Origin of the sequence: Pseudarthrobacter sp. WHRI 8279, assembly GCF_040224115.2 — a bacterium.
Lineage (GTDB): Bacteria > Actinomycetota > Actinomycetes > Actinomycetales > Micrococcaceae > Arthrobacter.
This window is the reverse complement of the sequence record NZ_CP168162.1, coordinates 3,252,934-3,271,309: the sequence shown is the minus strand read 5'-3', so window position 1 is coordinate 3,271,309 and position 18,376 is coordinate 3,252,934. Positions and strand designations below refer to the sequence as shown.

Genomic DNA, 18,376 nt, shown 5'->3' with positions numbered 1-18,376 from the left:
CCGCGAAGGGTTCCGGGTGATGACTCGGAAAGGGCTGAGACCTGGAAGGGTGACGCAGCTCTCGCTGCGGCACTCAATGGTCTATCAGTCGGGGAGCATGCGTGGCAAGCGTTTTCCCAACTTTCCCGTGACTTTGTGGTGCTGAATGTTCGGGATTGTGAGCAGGATGCGGACTGTTCGAAGGACCATCGGCGGCGGAATCGCCGGAAAGCCCCCGCTTCGCCGTTCCGGAACGGCGAGCCTGCAGTCTTCCGGCGATCCGGCGGTTCCGGCGGCGGGCTGGGCAAGTTAACGGCCGACGGCGGATGCGCACCCGGGTGCCCATCCGCCGTCGCGGTTTCCGGGCTGAGCCGGCGGTGCAGGGTCAGGCCAGAATGGCAAGCTTTGAGTTGCTGCGGCCGAAGAGGGCGCGGTCCACTGAGGCGCGGCCGGCGCCGGTCAGGGCCAGGGCGAAGGCTGCGGCGGCGAGGAGCAGCACCAGTTCATACCCGCCGTTGGCGGCAAAAACGCCGGCCGGTGCGTGGACCAGGAAAAGGGCGCCCAGCATGTCCAGTGCCAGGAGTGCAGCCGCCACGCGGGTAAGTATGCCCAGGATCAGCGCGATGCCGCCGGCAAGTTCCAGGATGGCAACGGCCGGGGCGGCTATTTCCGCTGCCGGAACGCCCATCTTGGCGAACGAGGCCTGTGTGCCCGCGATGGTCCATTCGTTGAACTTCTGCCAGCCGTGCGCTGCAAAAAGGAAGCCCAGGACAATCCGGAGGGCGGTAATGGCGGTCGTGGTGAGTCGTGACTGGTTCATGGCTCCAGTGTCCCTGAGAAATAGTTGAAGAGTCAACTGTTTACGTCACAATGTGTCCCTTGTCATGTGAGGCTGTCTGCCTGCGGCCAGCCGATTAGGCTGGCATCGTGCCCTACCTATCTGCCCCTGCTACCGCTGCACCGCGCAAGGGGCAGGCCCGCGAAATCCTCCGGCTGGCCGTGCCGGCGTTCGGTGCGCTCGTGGCAGAACCGCTGTTCCTGCTTGCCGATTCCGCGATTATCGGCCACCTGGGCGTGGCACAGTTGGCTGGGGTGGGGCTGGCCTCGGCCGTGCTGCATACCGCGGTGGGCCTGATGGTTTTCCTGGCCTACTCCACCACACCCGCAGTGGCCAGGGCCATCGGCGACGGCCAGCTTGGGAAGGCCCTGGCAGCCGGGCGCGACGGCGTGTGGCTGGCACTGCTGCTCGGCGTGCTCCTCGCCGTTGCCGGTTTCCTGGCGGCGGATCCCCTGATTGGACTCCTGGGCGCGGAAGGCGAGGTTCGCGCCTTCGCCGTCGATTACCTTCGCTGGTCCATGCCCGGGCTGGTGGCCATGCTGCTGATCTTTGCCGGAACAGGCCTCCTCCGCGGACTTCAGGACACCCGGACGCCGCTTCTGGTGGCCACTGCCGGGTTCACCCTGAACATCATCCTGAACCTGTGGCTTGTGTACGGTCTGGGCTGGTCGGTGGCAGGCTCCGCGGTGGGCACAAGCGTGGCGCAATGGGCCATGGCCGGCGTCTACCTGGCCATCGTCAGGCGGAATGCCCTACGCAACGGCGTGGGACTCCTCCCCAGCTGGCGGGGCATCCGCAGCATGGCCCGCGTGGGGTCCTGGCTGATGCTGCGCACCCTGACCCTAAGGATCGCCATCCTGGCAACGGTCCTCGTGGCCACAGCCCAAGGCACAGCCAACCTTGCCGCCCACCAGCTGGCAATGACCATCTTTTCCTTCCTCGCCTTTGCCCTGGACGCGCTGGCCATTGCCGCCCAAGCCCTGATCGGCAAGGAGTTGGGAGCCTCGAATGCCGTCAAAGCGCGGCTTTTGACCGGAACCATGGTCCGGTGGGGCCTTGGATTCGGCGCGGTGACGGGCCTGCTCCTTGCGCTGGCGGCTCCGTGGGCCGGAGCCCTGTTCACCTCCGATCCCGAGGTGCAGCGGATGCTGGCCCTGGCTCTGTGGGTCCTCGCTGCGGGCCAACCCCTCGCCGGCTACGTCTTTGTGCTGGACGGCGTGCTGATAGGAGCCGGGGACGCGAAGTACCTTGCCCTGGCGGGCGTGGTGAATCTCGCCGCCTACGTGCCGATGCTCGCGGCCGTTGCGCTGCTGGGAGTTCCGGGCGGCGCTGGCCTGGGCTGGCTGTGGGCAGCCTTTGCCCTGGGCTACATGGCGGCCCGCGCAATGACGCTCGGCCTCCGCGCCCGGTCAGGCCGGTGGATGGTGCTCGGTTCCGCGTAAGCTCCGGCCGGAATGGGGGAAAGTTCGGCCGGCGGCGCACCGCTACTAAACTGGACCGGTGACGCAACCAAGGACCCCTGCAGGCACCACTCCCGGAACCGACGCCAGGCCCGAGCTCTGGCAGCCGGTCCTGCTCCGCTCTGCGGCAGCCCTGGTGTTTGGTGCCCTCACCATTTTCTGGGCGGCGCCCTCCGTTGAGGTCATGGGGTGGGCCGGCGGGCTGTACCTTCTGGCCACCGGAGTGCTGATGCTCAGGAGTGTTCCCGCCACGGGGCTTCCCCAGGGTGCCGCGCCGGGCAAGATGCTGGCGGCCGCCGGTGCGGTCATGGCCGGCTCGGGATTTTCCCTGGTGGTCCTGCATGGCGACCTGCTGTTTGGTGTGGTTGCTGCCGTGGGCCTGGGCCTGGCGGGGGCGCTGGAGCTGGCCTGCGGGTTGAAGCTCCGTGGCAGCCATGTCCTGGCCCGCGACTGGATCACCTCCGGAGTCGTTGGCCTGGGCACCGCGGCACTCCTGCCGTTCTTCATCGGGTTGGGCGCCCACGCCTTGCTGGGAGTGGCGGGCGGAGGAGCGATCATCTCGGGAGTCCTGTGGGTCCTCTCAGCCCTGACCCTGCGGCACGATGCCCGCAGCGCCGCCGGAAAGCCGTAAACTAGGAAAGCGCGGTTCTACTTCTTGTAGAAATATTGCCGGGCAAAACACCGCAACACTTAAACCAGGCCGGCCTGCGTGCCGCCTGCAGGGAGGAATCACCGTGGCAGACCAGCATCCAGGAAAACCGCGCAAGGTGCGGACCTCGGTGAAGGGCCCGCTGATGTTCTCCGCGTTCTGGGCGGTGGTGGCTTTCCTTGCCGTAGTGGTCTTCGCCTCCGGCGGCAGCGCACGCGCCCCCCGGTTTGACCTGGCCTTCACTGCGGCCGGCATCGCCTTCATTGTCACTTTGGTTGTGGCCGCAATGCTCTCCATGAGCCACAAGGAGAATGCCGAGCACCTGGGCAAGGGATCCGGCGTGAATCTCAGTTCAGCACGCAGGCCGTCCCACGGCTCCGGCTCGGCTCCAGGCCCGCAGGACCCGCCCGCGCCGGCTGACGGCACGGACACCCGGGACAGCCACTAGCCGGTGGCCGCCTGCCGTGCCCGGTAGGCGGCGACGTGCGCACGGTTGGCGCAGTTGCCGGTATCGCAGTAGCGCTTTGACCTGTTCCGACTGAGGTCCAGGACTGCGGCATCACAATCCTCCGCCTCGCAGGTCCGCATCCGGTCCATCTCCTTGCCGCGGATAACATCCGCCAGGGCCATCGCAGCCTCCGTGCTCATCCTGTACACCAGCGGAGCTTCCGGCGTGGTGGCGTGCAGGTGCCAGTCCCAGGCGTCGTGCTTGACCAGTTGGGGCAGTGCGCGGGCCTCGCGCAGCAGGCGGTTTATGGTTTCCACCGCGGCGTCTTCATCCGCCGTCCACAGCTCGGAAAGCTCGCGGCGCAAGCGGCGGACGCTTTCGAGTTCATCCCCGTCCCTGGTGCGGGACCCGCTGAAGCCCTCGGCCGCCAGGAAGCGGTCCAGATCCGCCTGGCTGGCAAGGCCCTCACTCCCGTTCGCAGCTGAATTGACGAGGTTCACCACGGTCCGCAGGGCCACCTCAGTGTCAGGGGCAAAAACCATCTTGACTCCTTACAGTGCTGTCCCGTACTGTCATGACCATAAGCCCACTTTACTCCTGACGAGAGGCGACCCATGTCCGCTGCACGCCGCGCGCCCGGCCGTCTGCCCGCAGCCCGGCGCAGCTTCCTCGCCTCCGGCCTGGGCATTGCTCTGTTCTCCTCCGCTGTCTTTGGACTTTCCGGGTCCTTCGCCAAGGCGCTGCTGGAAGCGGGGTGGAGCCCCGGGGCGGCCGTCACGGCCCGGCTTACCGGTGCAGCCCTGATCCTCGCCGTGCCCGCCATTCCCGCCCTCCGGGGCCGCTGGCACCAGCTGCGGGACAACTGGGTGACCATCGGGCTGTTCGGGCTGATCGGCGTGGCGGCCTGCCAGCTCTTCTATTTCAATGCCGTCGCAAGGCTGTCGGTAGGCGTGGCGCTGCTGCTCGAATACCTCGCCCCGGTGATCATTGTGCTCTGGCTGTGGGCCGCCAGCCGCAGACGGCCGCGGCTGCTGACCTTCGGCGGGACGTTGCTGTCCCTGGCCGGCCTGGTCCTGGTCCTTGACCTGACCGGAGCGGTCAAGATCGATGTTGTTGGCGTCCTTTGGGGAATGGCCGCCGCCGTGTGCCTTGCCATCTACTTCTTCATCACCGCGAAGGAAAATGACACACTGCCGCCGATCGTGCTGGCCTCGGGCGGGCTGTTCGTAGGTGCCGCCGTGATGTGGCTTGCTGCCGCCACCGGCCTGCTGCCCATGGCATTCAGCGCTGCCGACACCAGACTCGGACCCTGGATCACGCCCTGGTGGGTGCCGCTGGCGGGGCTCGTGGTCCTGGCGACAGTGCTGGCCTACGTCTCCGGCATCATGGCCGCACGGGCGCTGGGTTCCAAGGTGGCGTCCTTCGTGTCGCTGACCGAGGTCCTCTTCGCTGTGGTCTGGGCGTGGCTGCTGCTCGGTGAACTCCCGGGGGCCATCCAACTCTTGGGCGGCGTCCTGATCGTGGGCGGCGTGGTCCTGGTCCGGCTCGATGAGCTGCGGGGGCCGGCTGCCGGCGGCACAGCGGGCGGGGAGGAGCAGCACGGCCGGGAACTGCCCGGGGCGGCGTCACCGCTGGAACACGCCAACGACGTCGAGCCCGTCCCTTAGGTGCCGAGGCCTTCCTCAGGCGGGCAGCCACCGGGACTCCCAGGCTTTAAACGCAGCGGGCCCGGACACCCATAGGTGTCCGGGCCCGCCTTGCGGAGCTTGCGCAGCCGCAGGGATCAGTTGGAGGCCTGCTCCTGCTGCTCGGCGTTGCGCTTGGCCTTGTTGCCGGCTTCCCTGAGAGCGTCGGCCACCTTGGTCAGCATGGTGGTGTGGGTACCGGACCATTCGTCGCGGAACTTGTCCGCGTCCGGTCCCTTCCAGTCGGTGCTGTTGAGAAGGCTGTTGAGATTCGACTTCTGGTTGTCGATCTCGCTTGCGCCCGCCTGAAGCTTGCTGCCCAGCTGACGAAGCTGCTGAACGTCTGCACCCCAAATAGCCATCAGTTTCTCCTCATAGAATCGTGGATCCGAACCAGTCGGCATCCCCCTCGGCCTCCCGGCTCATCCGGAAGATCCATTGCCTAAAACCTACCCCGGCTGCTGAGACGGCGTCGATGGGCAGCCCTGCCCATGCTGGCCTCCCCATGGCCGGCGCCTGCGCAAACCGTTCGGGGAGGGGGTCGATCCCAGGCGTTCCAGAGCCTAGCATGGCTGTATGTGCCGGAATATCCGAACCCTCCACAACTTTGAACCGCACGCCACGTCGGAGGAAGTGCACGCCGCCGCCCTGCAGTACGTGCGCAAGATCAGCGGCAGCACCAAGCCCTCCAAGGCCAACCAGGAAGCCTTTGACGAGGCCGTCCACGAGATTGCCCACATCACCCAGCACCTCCTGGAGTCCCTGGTTTCGCAAGCGCCGCCCAAGGACCGGGAAGCCGAGGCAGCCAAGGCCAGGGCCAGGGCGGCCGTGCGGTACGGCGCCGCCTGAGCCGTCAGCTGCCGTGTCCGCTGCTGCCGTGCCCGGTGCCTAGCTAGCCTGCGGCTGTTTGCCGAAGCTTCGCAGCCGCAGCGAGTTGGCCACCACCAGGACGGAGCTGGCAGCCATGGCGGCACCGGCGATCATCGGGTTGAGTAGGCCCAGGGCAGCCACCGGGATGCCCACGGCGTTGTAGAAGAAGGCCCAGAAGAGGTTGGTCTTGATGGTGGCCAGGGTCCGGCGCGAGAGTTCGATGGCCAGCGCCACCTGGGCCAGGTTGTTGCCCATCACCGTCAGGTCCGCCGCTTCGATGGCCACGTCCGTGCCGGAGCCCATCGCAATGCCCAGGTCCGCCTGGGCCAGGGCGGCAGCGTCATTGACGCCGTCGCCGGCCATGGCCACGGTGGCGCCGCTGGCCTGGAGCCTGCGCACCGCCTCCACTTTCCCTTCGGGCAGGACCCCTGCGTAGACATCTTCCTTAGCTATGCCGACGGCGGCCGCCACCTGGGCGGCAACGGCGGCGTTGTCGCCGGTGAGCAGGATGGGGCGCAGGCCCAGCCGCTTCAGGTGTGCCACGGCGGCGGCCGAACCTTCCTTGAGGGTGTCGCGGAGGCTGATGATGCCGGCAACACCACCGTCCACGGCAACCCAGATCGCCGTGGCGCCGGAGGCTTCCGCAGCTGCCAGTGTTGCGTGCTGTTCCTCCGAGATGGTGATGTTGTTCTGCTCCAGCCAACCTGTCCGGCCCGCCGTGACCACCCTGCCCTCGACGGTTCCGGTAACGCCGCCGCCGGGCGCGGAACGGAACCGTTCCACGGCAGGGAGGGCGCCGCCGTCGTCCGCTATTGGCAACTTCCTGGCGTCCGCCTGGGCGGCGGCAGCGATGGCCCTGGCCACCGGATGCTCTGAGGCTGCCTCCACAGCCCCGGCGAGGCGAAGTACCTCGTCCTCGCTGAAGCCCTTAAAGGCAAGGGTCGTATCCACGGCAAGGACTCCGGTGGTCACTGTCCCGGTCTTGTCCAGCAGGATGGTGTCAACGGTGCGGGTGTCCTCCAAAACCTGCGGCCCCTTGATGAGGATGCCCAGCTGGGCACCGCGGCCGGTTCCGGTCAGCAGGCCAACAGGGGTGGCGAGGCCCAGCGCGCACGGGCAGGCAATCACCAGGACGGCGACGGCGGCAGTAAAGGCCGAGCGCAGGTCATCGCTGGTCACATCCGGTCCCGTAAAGAGAAGCCACAGGACGAACGTGAGCGCCGCGACGGCCAGCACCACGGGGACGAAGACGGAACTGATGCGGTCCGCGAGGCGGGCGATGGGTGCCTTGCCGGTCTGCGCCTGGGAGACGAGCCGTGCCATCTGGGCAAGGGTTGTTTCGGAACCGACGCGCGTTGCCCGCACCAGCAGGCGGCCGGAAGTGTTGATGGTGGCGCCCGTGACCCGGCTGCCGGGGCCCACCTCCACCGGAACCGACTCGCCGGTCACCAGGGAAGCGTCCACCGCCGAGTCCCCGCTGGTCACCACGCCGTCGGTGGCAATCTTTTCGCCGGGACGGACCACCAGGACGTCGTCCACCTGCAGGTGGTCGGCCCGGATCCGTTGTTCCTTGCCGTCACGGAGGATTGTGGCATCCTTGGCGCCCAGGTTCAGGAGTGCCTGCAGGGCGTCGCCGGCCTTCTGTTTGGCGTTGGCCTCCAGGTAGCGGCCCAGGAGCAGGAAGGTGGTGACCACCGCTGCCACCTCAAAATAGAGGCCGCCGGTCTCCATGCCTTCCATTCCCGGGTGTTCAGTCATGCGGGGATCCGCGAACAGCTGCCAGGCAGAGAACAGGTACGCCGCTGTCACGCCGATGGACACCAGCGTGTCCATGGTGGACGCGAAGTGCCGGGCGTTGATGGCCGCAGCCCGGTGGAACGGCCAGGCCGCCCAGGTCACCACCGGCAGGGCCAGGAGGGCCGCCGCCCAGCCCCAGTGCGGGAACTGGGCTCCCGGCACCATCGAAATGATGAAAACGGGGACGGTAAGGATCGCCGCGAGGATCAGGCGTGGGCGGAGCTTCGCTGCGGGCAGGTCCACGGCTTCGCCGGCCGGGCTCGCGTCCTGCCTGTCCGGCCGGCGGATTGTTGCCTTGTAGCCCGCGGCTTCCACTGTTGCCTTGATCTGCTCGTCAGTGATCCCTGCCGGGACCGTAACGTGGGCTGATTCCAGGGGCAGGTTCACCGAGGCCTGCACGCCGTCGAGCTTGCCAAGTTTCTTCTCCACCCGGTTGACGCAGGAGGCGCAGGTCATGCCCTCGATGTCGAGTTCCACCACGCGGGTGGCGGCCTGGTGGAGGAGTTCCTGGTTGCTCATTGGCGCTTCCCTGCTTCTGTGGGGTCTTTAGGCTTCGTTGGCGACGACGAGGTAACCGGCCTCGGCTACCGCTTCCCCGATCTCGGAAGGTGACAGCTCCGTGCTGGAGGTAATGGTCACCGTGGAGATGCCTCCGGCGTTCAGTTCCACGCTCACTTCTTCGACGCCGGCCAGTGCTTCGAGTTCCTCGCTGACTGCCGAAACGCAGTGGCCGCAGGTCATTCCCGAGACGCTGACCCGTGTAGTGGTGGGGGAAGTGGTGCTCATGGCTGCTCCTTCAGGTTTGCCGGCGTCAGCCGGCGCTGGTTTGGTCTTTATTCGTCAGCGAAGCAGCCGGCCGATGGCGTCGGCGGCTTCCTTGACTTTGGCGTCGATTGCGTCGGCGCGGGCCGCCGGGTCTGGTTCGGAGGCGGCTCCCACGACGCAGTGGCCGATGTGCTCTTCCACCAGTCCAAGGCTGACTGCGTGCAGGGCCTTGGTGACCGCGGCAACCTGGGTGAGGATGTCGATGCAGTACTTGTCCTCATCCACCATGCGGGCGATCCCGCGGACCTGCCCCTCGATGCGCTTGAGCCGGCGGAGGTAAGCCTCTTTGTTGCCGGTGTATCCGTGCGGCGGCTGCAGGTCCACCGCGTGCCCGCTGACTGCTTCTTCGATTCCGCTCATAACGACAGCCTATACCCCAGTGGGGTATCTTTCAAGTACCCCCAGGGGGTATTGAGAGAAGCGCGTGCGGCCCCTTGCCGGGGCACAAAAAAGCTCCGGAGTGCGTTATTGGGGGATACGCACTCCGGAGCAGCTTTTGAGCAATTCACGGCTTCCATCCTGCTGGAACCCGCCTTGCTTGAATCAGCTTACTGGCTGGTACTCCGCTCCGCCAGCACCCCGAATAACTACTTTCGCTTTAGTTTCACGGCCGGTCGTCATGGGCGGGCATCCGGTAGGGAACTATGAGGACAGGCCTGCTCTGGTGGTGCGAAAGCCAGGCACCTACCGACCCGCTGAGGGCTTCCGCGAGGCGGTGGGAGAAGCCACGTTCGGAAGTGCCCACGATGATCATCGGCGCGTCGGTTTCGGCGGCCAGCCGGGCCAGTGCGCGGGCAGGATCTCCGGCGAGGGTCTGCAGGGTCCACTCGGCGGCCGCGGTTCCGGGCGGAACGCCGGCCACAGCGGCTTCTATCGCCGACTTAAGCTCCAGTGCCACGGCGCCGATGTTGGGGTCGTCCGTATCGGGGTGCAGGGAGAGCCGGTGGGCGGGCCGCGCAGGGTCCCAGTCAACCAGGAAGCTGGCCTCATCCACATAGGCGCACAGCAGCCGTGTCTCCAGTCGGGCGGCGAGGGCGACGGCGGTTTGCAGGACTTCCGCATGCTGTCCGGGCGCGATCCCCACCACCAGGGGCGGGCTGCTGCTCATCTGTTCCGGGCTCATAACCTATTTTCAGCCTCCTTGAATGCTCTTGGATAGGGCGGGTGGAGAGAACGGGACTTCCGCGCCGTCAGGGAAGTGCGGGCGAAGCCATGACAACCACGTTCTTTCCCCACGGGTCCTCCGTGTAGCAGCTGATCAGGACCAGGCGGTTGGGCACGATCTCCCAGATGGGACTGTCCTTGAGGGTGGCTTTGAGGTACGTGGTGACGGTGTCCACCTGGTAGGAGATGGTGCCGGTTGCGGTGTCCACCTCAAACCTGTCACCCACTGTTGCCGCTGAACTCAGGTGGTTGAAGGGTGCCTCCGCCCCTTCCCAGCTGTGGCCGATGACGTAGGTGGTGTTGGCCGAACCGTGGCCGGGGGTGCCGAAGGGAGCCAGCCAGTAGCCATCCTTGGTTTCGGGCGGCACGATGGTCTGGTTGGCCTGGGCGTCGCTGTCCAGCTCCAGGCGGTGGACAGGGACGTCGAAGCCGGCAGACGGATACCGGACACGGCGGGGCTCGGCGGCAGCGGGCAGCGCGGGTGCCGGGGCGGGGCTGGCGGAGGATTCCAAAGGTGCGGAGGTTTCTTCTGCTGTACCCGTCGCCGCGATGGGTGCCGGGTCCGTGGGCGGGATGCCGGCGGTGACTGGCGCATCAGCCGTGAATGACCCCTGCGAGCTGCCATCCGAGGCGGTGTGCGTCAGCAGTGGCCCGCCAAAGGTGATGGACAGGAAAGCCAGGACGCCGCAGAGGAGGATGGCCAGGTCCCCACGGTTCCAGCGCCGCCGCACGCGCTTCCCGTCCGCTGCCTGCGGGCTGTGGACCTTGGCCATGGTGCTCCTCGATGCTTCGACGAAAAAGAGGGAAGGCGCCCCGCCGGGCACTGGAGGGACGCCTTCCCCGTCAAGGGCCGCAGCCAGGTCCGTGTTCACGAACCACGGGACGGGGCTGCGGTTATGCCGTTCCTGGCTGTGTCAGCCGGCGGGGGTGAACGGGCGGGACCGGCGGCGGAAAGCCACTGCCGCTCCTGCTGCCGCCAGTGCTCCCAGTCCGGCCAGCCATGACGGGGTGCTTTCAGGACCACCGACGGCGGTCTGGGCGTTGTACCCCTGGTTGGTGCCGAGGCTGGTGGCCCCCGTGGCGGCGACCGGCCGCTGGACGGTTGCCTGCGGGGCAGGCGCAGCCGGTGCGGCGGCTTGCGGGACGACGCCGGATGCCTCCGCCGGAACTGCCGCGGGCTGTTCAGCAGCAGGCGTCAGCGCGGGTGTCTCCGCCGACGGCGTCTCGGCCACCGGTGTTTCCGCGGCCGGCTTCTCTTCGGCCGGTGTCTCCACTACCGGATTCTCTTCAGCCGGCGGCTCCTCGACAGGCTCCTCTTCAGGTTCCTCGCCCGGCACCTCCGGCATCGTTTCGCCTGGCGGCAACGGCGCGCACTTGTCGACGTAGAGCAGCTTTCCGGCGTCCGTCCAGTTCTTGCCAGGCGACTTGGACGTGGGCGGAATAATGTCCAGCGGGTGCTGTTCGTGGCCTTCGAGGCCGTTGATGTTGAATTCGAGCGGCGACCAGCTGCCTCCGTCGTTGTGGCAGACGGTGACTCTCTCAGGCGCTGCCATGGCCGGTGCCGTCACGCCAAGCAGCCCCAGCCCGACGACCCCCAAAGTCACAAAGGTACGTTTCATTGTTTTCTCCCCAGTTCGCTGTGTGAAACGGACCATGAAGAGGAGGCCCAGCACTTGCGCCGAATGCCCCAGCAACACGGTCAGCTTGCTTGAGTTTTCAGGCTAGGGGGAGGGCTAAAGGCAGTCCTGAGTAGGGGGTACTCGTCTTTTCCGGCGGCCGGACCATGCGGTTACTTGCGGGTACCCGCATCATCGGGGGACTCCCTGCACTGGCTACCTGCCCGTCACGGGTGTACCTTGTCCGCGCATCCGCCCGGGCCTAACGTTGGAACATACGAAAGGTGCATGGCGTCATGGAAATCTACATGTGGTGGCTTGACCTGGACCTGGCCAGCAAGGAATGGCTGCGGGAAAACCTTCGGGCGGAGGAGTTGCCCCTGCCGGTGCTCCAGGGAATCGCGGAAGCCGGCGGCCCCCATCCGGGCAATCCGGCGGCCGTCCTGACCGCGGCGGACTGGGACTTCATCGAGACCCAGTCGGAGTTTGTGGACTAGCTGGCCCGGGAGGCCCGGCCGGGACACAAAATAACCGTTGCGGGCTGCAGTGCGCGGTGGTTGCATGGTGGGCATGGCAACCGCAGAGAGTTTTGTCTTAGCGATAGGGACCAAAAAGGGCCTCTGGCTGGCCACCAGCCAGGACAGGCGCCAGTGGTCTTTCACCGGCCCGCATTTCCTGATGAGCGAGATCCCCAGCATTGGAATAGACACCAGGGACGGCCGCACCCGGACCATGGTGGGCGTCCGCAGCGAGCACTGGGGTCCCACCGTTGCGCACTCCGATGACCTGGGCGCCACCTGGTCCGAGCCGGAGCAGGGCGCCGTCAGGTTTCCGGAGGACACGGGTGCCGCGCTGGAGCGCATCTGGCAGATCCATCCGGACGCCGAGTCGCGTCCCGGGGTTGTATGGGCGGGAGCTGAACCCATCTCGGTCTGGAAGTCCACCGACGGCGGAGAACACTTTGAACTGAACCGCGGGCTCTGGGACCATCCACACCGCAGTGAGTGGGGCGCGGGTTACGGCGGAGCCGCCGCGCACTCCATCGTGGTCCATCCGGCCGGGGAAACGGTCCACGTGGCAATGAGTACCGGAGGCGTGTACCGGTCGCTGGACGGCGGCACGTCCTGGGAGCCGCGCAACCACGGCATCTCCGCCTACTTCATGCCGGATCCAAACCCCGAGTTTGGGCAGTGCGTGCACAAGATCGCAGCGGATGCCGCCGTCGACGGCCGCCTCTATGCCCAGAACCACCACGGCGTCTACCGCACCGATGACAATGCGGACAGCTGGAATTCCATCGCGGAGGGGCTTCCCGCGGATTTCGGCTTCGTGATGCTGACCCATCCGCGCCGGGAGGGCACGGCATGGGTCATCCCGCTCAAAGCGGACGGGGAACGCATTCCGCCGAACGGCGAGCTGGCCGTCCACAGGACGGACGACGCCGGGTCCACCTGGAAGAGGCTCAGCAACGGCCTGCCCACTGGGGAGTACAACAGCGTGCTGCGCGACGCTGCCTGCGTGGATGCAGCGGAACCCACCGGCGTCTATTTTGGGACGCGCGGCGGAACGGTCTATGCCAGTGCGGATGAAGGCGGGACCTTCCAGGAGGTGGTGTCCCACCTTCCGGATGTGCTCTGTGTCCGGGCGGCCGTGATAGCCGGTGCCTGAGGGCAGCATGCAGGAAATCAGGGTGGTGCTTCCCAGCGTCCTGCAGCCGCTGGCCGGCGGGCAGTCCATCCTGACTGCACCCGCCGACGGGCCTGTAACGGTGGGAAAGCTCCTCGATTCGGTGACCTCGGACTTCGCAGTGCTGGCCCGGCGGCTCCGGGACGAGACCGGCGCGCTGCGGCGCTTCGTGAATGTGTACGTCGGCGGGGACGAGGTGCGGCGGTTGCAGGGCCTGGACACCGAGGTGTCGCCAGGCCAGGAGGTGCTGGTCATTCAGTCGGTGGCCGGCGGCTGAGCGGCGGCCCCTGGGTCGAAGATTCCGGTGCGGCGGGCAGCCCTTGCTGGCTACACCCGGGCCGCGGATCCCGAGAGTTTCAGGCGAGCCGCCAGACGCTGCACTCGTCCGTATTGATGGCTTTGCGCAGGCCGGTAAGCCGGTCCTGGATCCAGACGACACCGATGCCCGGAGCCGTTTCCTGGACGCTTCCGCGGCGGATCACAACGTCGTCGTAGGAAGGACCCACCGAGAGGCGGGCTTCAATTTCGTCGCCGCGGTGGAGCTGGTCCAGGGCGCGGACCCGGGTCACATGTGGTGTCGCTTTCTGCTTCATGGCGGGGCCTCCTGGCTGGGGCTGTTGCCGGCTCTTGCCTGCAGAATCCAGTTTGCCGGGACAATGTTGCGCCCGCGTTTCCCCGCGGTTAGGCGCCGGTTAGTTCTTCGCGCCGGTGCTGTTTCCCCGGCACGGGTTCATGCGCGGCAGCGGAACAGGCCGGCAATGCCCGACGGCGGCCGCGGCCCCTGCAGGCTACGGCAGTTCCACGCTGGCGCGGTACGCCGCAAGGAACGTGGAAATGCGGTGCACAGCCTCCCGGATATCCAGGACCGACGGAAGGATCACAAACCGGAAGTGGTCCGGCGTGGGCCAGTTGAAGGCGGAACCATGCGAAATGAGGATCTTCTGGTCCCTCAGCAGGTCAAGGACAAACTGCTCGTCACTGCTGATGGGGTAGAGCTCCGGATCGAGGCGGGGGAACAGGTACATGGCTCCCGCCGCGGGAACACAGGTCACACCTGGGATTTCCGTCAGGAGCTGGTAGGCGAGATCGCGCTGTTCGCGGAGCCTGCCGCCGGGCCGCACCAGGGCGTCGATGCTCTGGTACCCGCCCAGGCAGGTCTGGATGGCATGCTGCGCCGGAACGTTGGGGCAGAGGCGCAGCGACGCCAGCAGCTCCAGCCCTTCACGGTAGGCGGCAGTGGCGGCGAGCGGTCCGGTGACGGCAACCCAGCCTGCGCGGTAGCCGGGCATGCGGTAGGCCTTGGACAGCCCGCTGAACGTCAGGCAGCAGACGTCGTCGGCCACGGCAGCGGTGTGGATATGCTGGGCCTCCTCATACAGCACTTTCTCGTAGATCTCGTCGGAGAACAGGACCAGGTGGTGCTTCCGGGCCAGTGCCGCAAACTGCTCCAGGATGTGCCGCGGGTAGACGGCGCCCGTGGGGTTGTTGGGGTTGATGATCACGATCCCCTTGGTGCGGCTGGTGATCTTTGCCTCGACGTCGGCCATGTCCGGCCACCAGTTCTCCCCCTCATCGCAGAGGTAGTGCACCGGCTTGCCACCGGTCAGCGTGACCGCGGCAGTCCACAGCGGGTAATCCGGAGCGGGTACCAGGATCTCGTCGCCGTTTTCCATGAAAGCCTGTAGGCACATCGAGATGAGCTCGCTGACGCCGTTGCCGATGAAGATGTCCTCCACGCCGATCTGCATCAGGCCGCGCGTCTGGTAGTACTGCGAGATGGCCGTACGCGCGGAGAAGATCCCTTTCGAATCGCTGTACCCCTGGGCGCCCCGCAGGTGGTGGATCATGTCCACCACCACGGACTCCGGCGTTTCCAGGCCGAACGGGGCAGTGTCCCCGAGATTCATCTTGAGGATCCGGTGCCCCTCCGCCTCCATGGCCTTGGCGGCCTGGAGGATGGGTCCGCGGAGTTCGTACCGGACGTTCTGGAGCTTGCTGGAGTGCTGCATGGGGCGCATGGTTGATTTTTTCACACCAAAACGACGACGGCGCGCCGGTTGCAGATCCGCTGCAGGCGACGGCGGGCCGCGGGTAACAAACGAAGCTCACCGGCAGAAATATTGGCGACACCCACCAGGCATTTCTGGGCCGGTGCCCCCTCTGAAGTGATGCCCATGCGGGCAGGGCGCCGGCATCCACCGTTCAAAGTACGGCGCACGTTGCGCCGCCGTGGACCTGCGCGTCGCCGTATGAACCGCCATGAACCTCCGGTACCTGATTGCCTTACGTCCCGATGCGCCGTGTGTCCCCCGGCGGCACAACGTGCAGCGGAGTGTCCGAACACTACGCCGCGAGGACTTCTGTTACTCCCGTTTTCCCGCAGTTGCTTGCCGTTTCGCGCTGTTAAGCCGCCGCTTCTGCCGGTGATTCTTCTCTGTTCTAGTGGTTGCCACGAGCCAGATGGTCCGGATCGACACCCGAACTGCAGAAAGACCCACCACCATGAAAAACCGACTCCTGCCCGCACGAACTATCCGCACCACAGGCACGGCATTCGCCATGGCTGCAGTCGTGGCAGTCACGCTGGCGCTGTCCGGTTGCGGGGGTCCCGCTACGGCACAACAGGCCGGGAGCGACGGCGGCGCTGAGGTGAAAACCGTCCGGTACCAGGGTTCGCCCAACACAGTAGCCCTGGTGGAAGTGGCGGAAGACCTCGGCTATCTGGGCGACGTCAAGCTCGAATGGGTCAGCAACACTACCAGCGGGCCGCAGAGCATCCAATCCGTGGCCACCGACCAGACGGACATCGGAGGAGCGTTCACCGGCGCCGTGATCAAGCTGATCGAGGCCGGTGCGCCCGTCAAAGCCGTCATCAACTACTACGGGGAGGACAACGAGACCTTCACGGGGTACTACGTGGAGGAAGGCAGCCCCATCCGCACCGCCAGGGACCTGATCGGCAAGAAGATCGCCGTAAATACCCTTGGCGCCCACCACGAGGCCGTGATCACCACGCACCTCAAGAACAGCGGCCTGACTCCCGAGGAGATCAAGCAGGTGCAGCTGGTGGTGGTTCCGCCGAACGAAACCGAAGTTGCCCTGCGCAAGAAGCAGGTCGACGTCGGAACACTGGGCGGGGTGCTGCAGGACCGTGCGCTCGCGGAGGGAGGCGTCCGTGCCCTCTTCACCGACGTGGGCGTCATCGGAGGACCGTTCGACGCAGGGCAGTACGTCCTTCGCAATGACTTCCTGGCGAAGAACCCGGAGACCAGCCGGACGCTGGTCACCGGGGTGGCCAAGGCCATCGAGTGGCAGCGGAGCACCCCACGGGAGCAGGTGATCGCCAAATTCGAGGAAATCATCGCCAAACGGGGCCGCAACGAGAGCACCGAGGCGCTGAAGTACTGGAAGAGCGTGGGCGTTGCCTCGCCGGGTGGCCGGATCCAGGACACCGATTTCACCCGCTGGGCCGACTACCTGAAGTCGGCCGGGATCATCACCGGCGACCTAGATACCTCCACGCTCTACACCAACGAATTCAACCTGCTGGAAACCCCGGCGCCGGCCGCAACCCCGAAAGGATAGACGATGACCCCCAAAATCAGCCTCCGAAACGTCACCAAGGAATTCAGTATCCGGGCAGGCAAGGGCGCCGGCAGCCGCCGCCAGGAGGAGCCCTTAGTCCTCACCGCCATCGACAGCCTCAGCCTGGACGTCGCCGCCGGCGAGTTCCTCACCCTCGTGGGCCCCAGCGGCTCAGGCAAGACCACGCTCCTGGACCTGCTGGCCGGGCTCTCCCGTCCCACAGCGGGAGAGGTCCTGGTGGACGGCAAGGAGGTGACCGGACCGGGCCAGGACCGGGCAGTCGTCTTCCAGCAGTACGCGCTGTTTCCCTGGCGGACGGCGTCGGCCAACGTTTCAATAGGCCTGGAGAACGCTGGCCTGTCCAAAAAGGAAAGGGCGGCGAAGGCCAGCGAATTCCTGGACCTGGTGGGCCTTGCCGGGTTCGGGGACCGCTATCCTCACGAACTGTCCGGCGGTATGAAGCAGCGCGTGGCCATCGCAAGGAGCCTCGCCTATGAGCCGGACGTTCTGCTGATGGACGAGCCCTTCGCCGCCCTTGACGCCCAGACCCGTGAACAGCTCCAGGACGAGCTCCTGCGGATCTGGAAGGCGACCGGGAAGACCATCGTCTTCATCACCCACGGGATCGACGAAGCGGTGTACCTCGGCCAGCGGGTGGCGGTGCTGAGCGCCCGGCCGGGAAAACTCAAGGAAATCGTGGACATCAACATCCCCGAGGGTGATGGCGACGCGGACATCCGCTCGCACCCCGCCTTTGTGGAACACCGCCACCAGGTGTGGTCACTGCTGCACGACGAAGTCCGCCTCGCCCGGGACTCCGGCCACCGGAAGATCCTGCCTGACGGCACGGCCCCCGATGAACAGCCGCTCGAAAGGAGCGCAGCCTGATGAGTACAGTGTTGACCCGTCCCCCGGAGGCGCCTGCCGCCGTCGACCCCTCTCCAGCCCTGCCTGCGCCGGAACGCCAGAAGGCGGGCAGGCTCTCCTATGTGGCACACCAGGCAGCACGCGCCGGCTGGAAATCCCTTGCCGTGGTGCTCTTCCTGGCACTCTGGGAAGTGGGGCCGCTGTATCTGGCCAGCCCCTCCACCCGCGTGTTCCTGCCGCCGCTGCACGAGGTCCTCGCCGCCGGTGCCAGGCTCGTGGAAGCCGGGCAGCTGCAGAGCCATCTGCAGGCGAGCCTCACCCGCTCGGTATCCGGATTCGGGATTGCAGTGGTCACGGCCGTGGTGCTTGGGCTCCTGATCGCCTGGTATGGCTGGCTGAATTCGTTCCTGAACCCGCTCCTGGAGCTTTTCCGGAACACGGCCACCCTGGCACTGCTGCCGGTGTTCACCCTGCTGCTGGGCATCGGCGAGGAATCCAAGATCACCATCGTGGCCTACGCCGCCTTCTTCCCGGTCCTGCTGAACACCATCGCCGGCGTCCGGACCGTGGACCCGCTGCTCATCCGTGCCGCCAAATCCTTGGGGCTGAACAGTTTCCGGCTCTTCCAGAAGGTGATCCTGCCGTCTGCGGTCCCCACGATCTTCACCGGGATCAGGATGGCCGGAACATCGTCCATCCTGGTCCTGATCGCCGCCGAAATGGTGGGCGCCAAGGCCGGGCTCGGCTACCTGATCGTCAATTCGCAAATGAGCTTCCTGATCCCGGACATGTACGCCGGCATCCTGAGCGTCTCCGTGCTGGGCCTCGCCGTCAACGCTCTGCTCGTGGCCCTGGAACGGCACTTCTCCCGCTGGCGCACCGCCGTCGGCTCCACATCCTGAACCCC

At 66.5% G+C, this 18,376-nt stretch carries 22 protein-coding genes; 11 read left to right on the top strand and 11 right to left on the bottom strand.

What is annotated here, in order from left to right:
* Positions 1 to 364: 364 nt before the first annotated feature.
* A complete protein-coding gene (locus tag ABRP28_RS15110) occupies positions 365 to 799 on the bottom strand; it encodes a DoxX family protein (protein WP_350003469.1) in 435 nt (144 codons plus the stop codon).
* A gap of 107 nt (positions 800 to 906) precedes the next feature.
* Here ABRP28_RS15110 and ABRP28_RS15105 point away from each other — a divergent pair, with 107 nt between their 5' ends.
* The 3 genes from ABRP28_RS15105 to ABRP28_RS15095 all read left to right on the top strand — a co-directional run bounded on the left by ABRP28_RS15105 (position 907) and on the right by ABRP28_RS15095 (position 3,374).
* Positions 907 to 2,259 carry an MATE family efflux transporter gene (locus ABRP28_RS15105; RefSeq protein ID WP_350003470.1) on the top strand — a complete coding sequence of 451 codons (1,353 nt, stop codon included), beginning with the start codon at positions 907 to 909 and terminating at the stop codon, positions 2,257 to 2,259.
* A gap of 58 nt (positions 2,260 to 2,317) precedes the next feature.
* Positions 2,318 to 2,908: a hypothetical protein gene (locus ABRP28_RS15100; RefSeq protein ID WP_350003472.1), complete on the top strand. Its 591-nt coding sequence runs from the start codon at positions 2,318 to 2,320 to the stop codon at positions 2,906 to 2,908.
* A 103-nt stretch (positions 2,909 to 3,011) separates the two neighbouring features.
* A complete protein-coding gene (locus tag ABRP28_RS15095; RefSeq protein ID WP_350003474.1) occupies positions 3,012 to 3,374 on the top strand; it encodes a hypothetical protein in 363 nt (120 codons plus the stop codon).
* Here the strand turns inward: ABRP28_RS15095 and ABRP28_RS15090 are convergent.
* Positions 3,371 to 3,916: a CGNR zinc finger domain-containing protein gene (locus tag ABRP28_RS15090; RefSeq protein WP_350003476.1), complete on the bottom strand. Its 546-nt coding sequence runs from the start codon at positions 3,914 to 3,916 to the stop codon at positions 3,371 to 3,373. The two genes, ABRP28_RS15095 and ABRP28_RS15090, sit on opposite strands and share 4 nt — an antisense overlap.
* A gap of 72 nt (positions 3,917 to 3,988) precedes the next feature.
* On the opposite strand from ABRP28_RS15090, the gene ABRP28_RS15085 reads away from it, so the two are divergent.
* Complete coding sequence (locus ABRP28_RS15085; RefSeq protein ID WP_350003478.1) at positions 3,989 to 5,041, top strand: EamA family transporter; 1,053 nt, start codon at positions 3,989 to 3,991, stop codon at positions 5,039 to 5,041.
* A 116-nt stretch (positions 5,042 to 5,157) separates the two neighbouring features.
* On the opposite strand, the gene ABRP28_RS15080 is transcribed toward ABRP28_RS15085, so the two are convergent.
* Positions 5,158 to 5,421, bottom strand: a complete 264-nt coding sequence (locus ABRP28_RS15080; protein ID WP_231454209.1) for a WXG100 family type VII secretion target — start codon at positions 5,419 to 5,421, stop codon at positions 5,158 to 5,160.
* A 214-nt stretch (positions 5,422 to 5,635) separates the two neighbouring features.
* On the opposite strand from ABRP28_RS15080, the gene ABRP28_RS15075 reads away from it, so the two are divergent.
* Complete coding sequence (locus ABRP28_RS15075) at positions 5,636 to 5,908, top strand: DUF2277 domain-containing protein (RefSeq protein WP_043448476.1); 273 nt, start codon at positions 5,636 to 5,638, stop codon at positions 5,906 to 5,908.
* A 39-nt stretch (positions 5,909 to 5,947) separates the two neighbouring features.
* Here ABRP28_RS15075 and ABRP28_RS15070 read toward each other — a convergent pair whose 3' ends face one another.
* The 6 genes from ABRP28_RS15070 to ABRP28_RS15045 all read right to left on the bottom strand — a co-directional run bounded on the left by ABRP28_RS15070 (position 5,948) and on the right by ABRP28_RS15045 (position 11,334).
* The gene (locus ABRP28_RS15070) at positions 5,948 to 8,245 is read right to left on the bottom strand and encodes a heavy metal translocating P-type ATPase (protein ID WP_350003483.1); all 2,298 of its coding nucleotides are present in this window, start codon (positions 8,243 to 8,245) and stop codon (positions 5,948 to 5,950) included.
* Between the two features lie 27 nt (positions 8,246 to 8,272).
* Positions 8,273 to 8,512, bottom strand: coding sequence for a heavy-metal-associated domain-containing protein (locus ABRP28_RS15065; RefSeq protein WP_231454211.1), 240 nt, complete (start codon positions 8,510 to 8,512; stop codon positions 8,273 to 8,275).
* Between the two features lie 54 nt (positions 8,513 to 8,566).
* Complete coding sequence (locus ABRP28_RS15060) at positions 8,567 to 8,911, bottom strand: metal-sensitive transcriptional regulator (RefSeq protein WP_231454212.1); 345 nt, start codon at positions 8,909 to 8,911, stop codon at positions 8,567 to 8,569.
* A gap of 244 nt (positions 8,912 to 9,155) precedes the next feature.
* Entirely contained in the window at positions 9,156 to 9,674 is a 519-nt protein-coding gene (locus tag ABRP28_RS15055) for a universal stress protein (RefSeq protein WP_350003486.1), read from the bottom strand.
* A gap of 67 nt (positions 9,675 to 9,741) precedes the next feature.
* A complete protein-coding gene (locus ABRP28_RS15050) occupies positions 9,742 to 10,488 on the bottom strand; it encodes a class F sortase (protein ID WP_350003669.1) in 747 nt (248 codons plus the stop codon).
* A 141-nt stretch (positions 10,489 to 10,629) separates the two neighbouring features.
* Positions 10,630 to 11,334: a hypothetical protein gene (locus ABRP28_RS15045; RefSeq protein WP_350003488.1), complete on the bottom strand. Its 705-nt coding sequence runs from the start codon at positions 11,332 to 11,334 to the stop codon at positions 10,630 to 10,632.
* Positions 11,335 to 11,627: 293 nt separating this feature from the next.
* Between ABRP28_RS15045 and ABRP28_RS15040 the strand changes: the two genes are divergently transcribed.
* From ABRP28_RS15040 to ABRP28_RS15030, 3 genes are all read left to right on the top strand, one after another.
* The gene (locus ABRP28_RS15040) at positions 11,628 to 11,828 is read left to right on the top strand and encodes a hypothetical protein (protein WP_350003490.1); all 201 of its coding nucleotides are present in this window, start codon (positions 11,628 to 11,630) and stop codon (positions 11,826 to 11,828) included.
* Between the two features lie 64 nt (positions 11,829 to 11,892).
* Positions 11,893 to 12,999: an exo-alpha-sialidase gene (locus tag ABRP28_RS15035; RefSeq protein WP_350003491.1), complete on the top strand. Its 1,107-nt coding sequence runs from the start codon at positions 11,893 to 11,895 to the stop codon at positions 12,997 to 12,999.
* A 7-nt stretch (positions 13,000 to 13,006) separates the two neighbouring features.
* Entirely contained in the window at positions 13,007 to 13,294 is a 288-nt protein-coding gene (locus tag ABRP28_RS15030; RefSeq protein WP_350003493.1) for a MoaD/ThiS family protein, read from the top strand.
* 79 nt (positions 13,295 to 13,373) lie between these two features.
* Here ABRP28_RS15030 and ABRP28_RS15025 read toward each other — a convergent pair whose 3' ends face one another.
* A complete protein-coding gene (locus ABRP28_RS15025; RefSeq protein ID WP_350003495.1) occupies positions 13,374 to 13,610 on the bottom strand; it encodes a hypothetical protein in 237 nt (78 codons plus the stop codon).
* A gap of 195 nt (positions 13,611 to 13,805) precedes the next feature.
* Entirely contained in the window at positions 13,806 to 15,035 is a 1,230-nt protein-coding gene (locus ABRP28_RS15020; protein ID WP_350003499.1) for a pyridoxal phosphate-dependent aminotransferase, read from the bottom strand.
* 484 nt (positions 15,036 to 15,519) lie between these two features.
* Here ABRP28_RS15020 and ABRP28_RS15015 point away from each other — a divergent pair, with 484 nt between their 5' ends.
* The 3 genes from ABRP28_RS15015 to ABRP28_RS15005 are packed head-to-tail and all read left to right on the top strand — an operon-like array spanning position 15,520 to position 18,371.
* Positions 15,520 to 16,602 (top strand): ABC transporter substrate-binding protein, encoded by a 1,083-nt coding sequence (locus ABRP28_RS15015; protein WP_350003501.1) that lies wholly within the window; start codon positions 15,520 to 15,522, stop codon positions 16,600 to 16,602.
* Between the two features lie 3 nt (positions 16,603 to 16,605).
* Positions 16,606 to 17,490 (top strand): ABC transporter ATP-binding protein, encoded by an 885-nt coding sequence (locus tag ABRP28_RS15010; protein ID WP_350003503.1) that lies wholly within the window; start codon positions 16,606 to 16,608, stop codon positions 17,488 to 17,490.
* On the top strand, positions 17,490 to 18,371 hold the full coding sequence (locus ABRP28_RS15005; RefSeq protein ID WP_350003505.1) for an ABC transporter permease: 882 nt from the start codon (positions 17,490 to 17,492) through the stop codon (positions 18,369 to 18,371). The genes ABRP28_RS15010 and ABRP28_RS15005 overlap by 1 nt, the downstream gene beginning before the upstream one ends.
* The last annotated feature ends 5 nt before the right edge of the window (positions 18,372 to 18,376 follow it).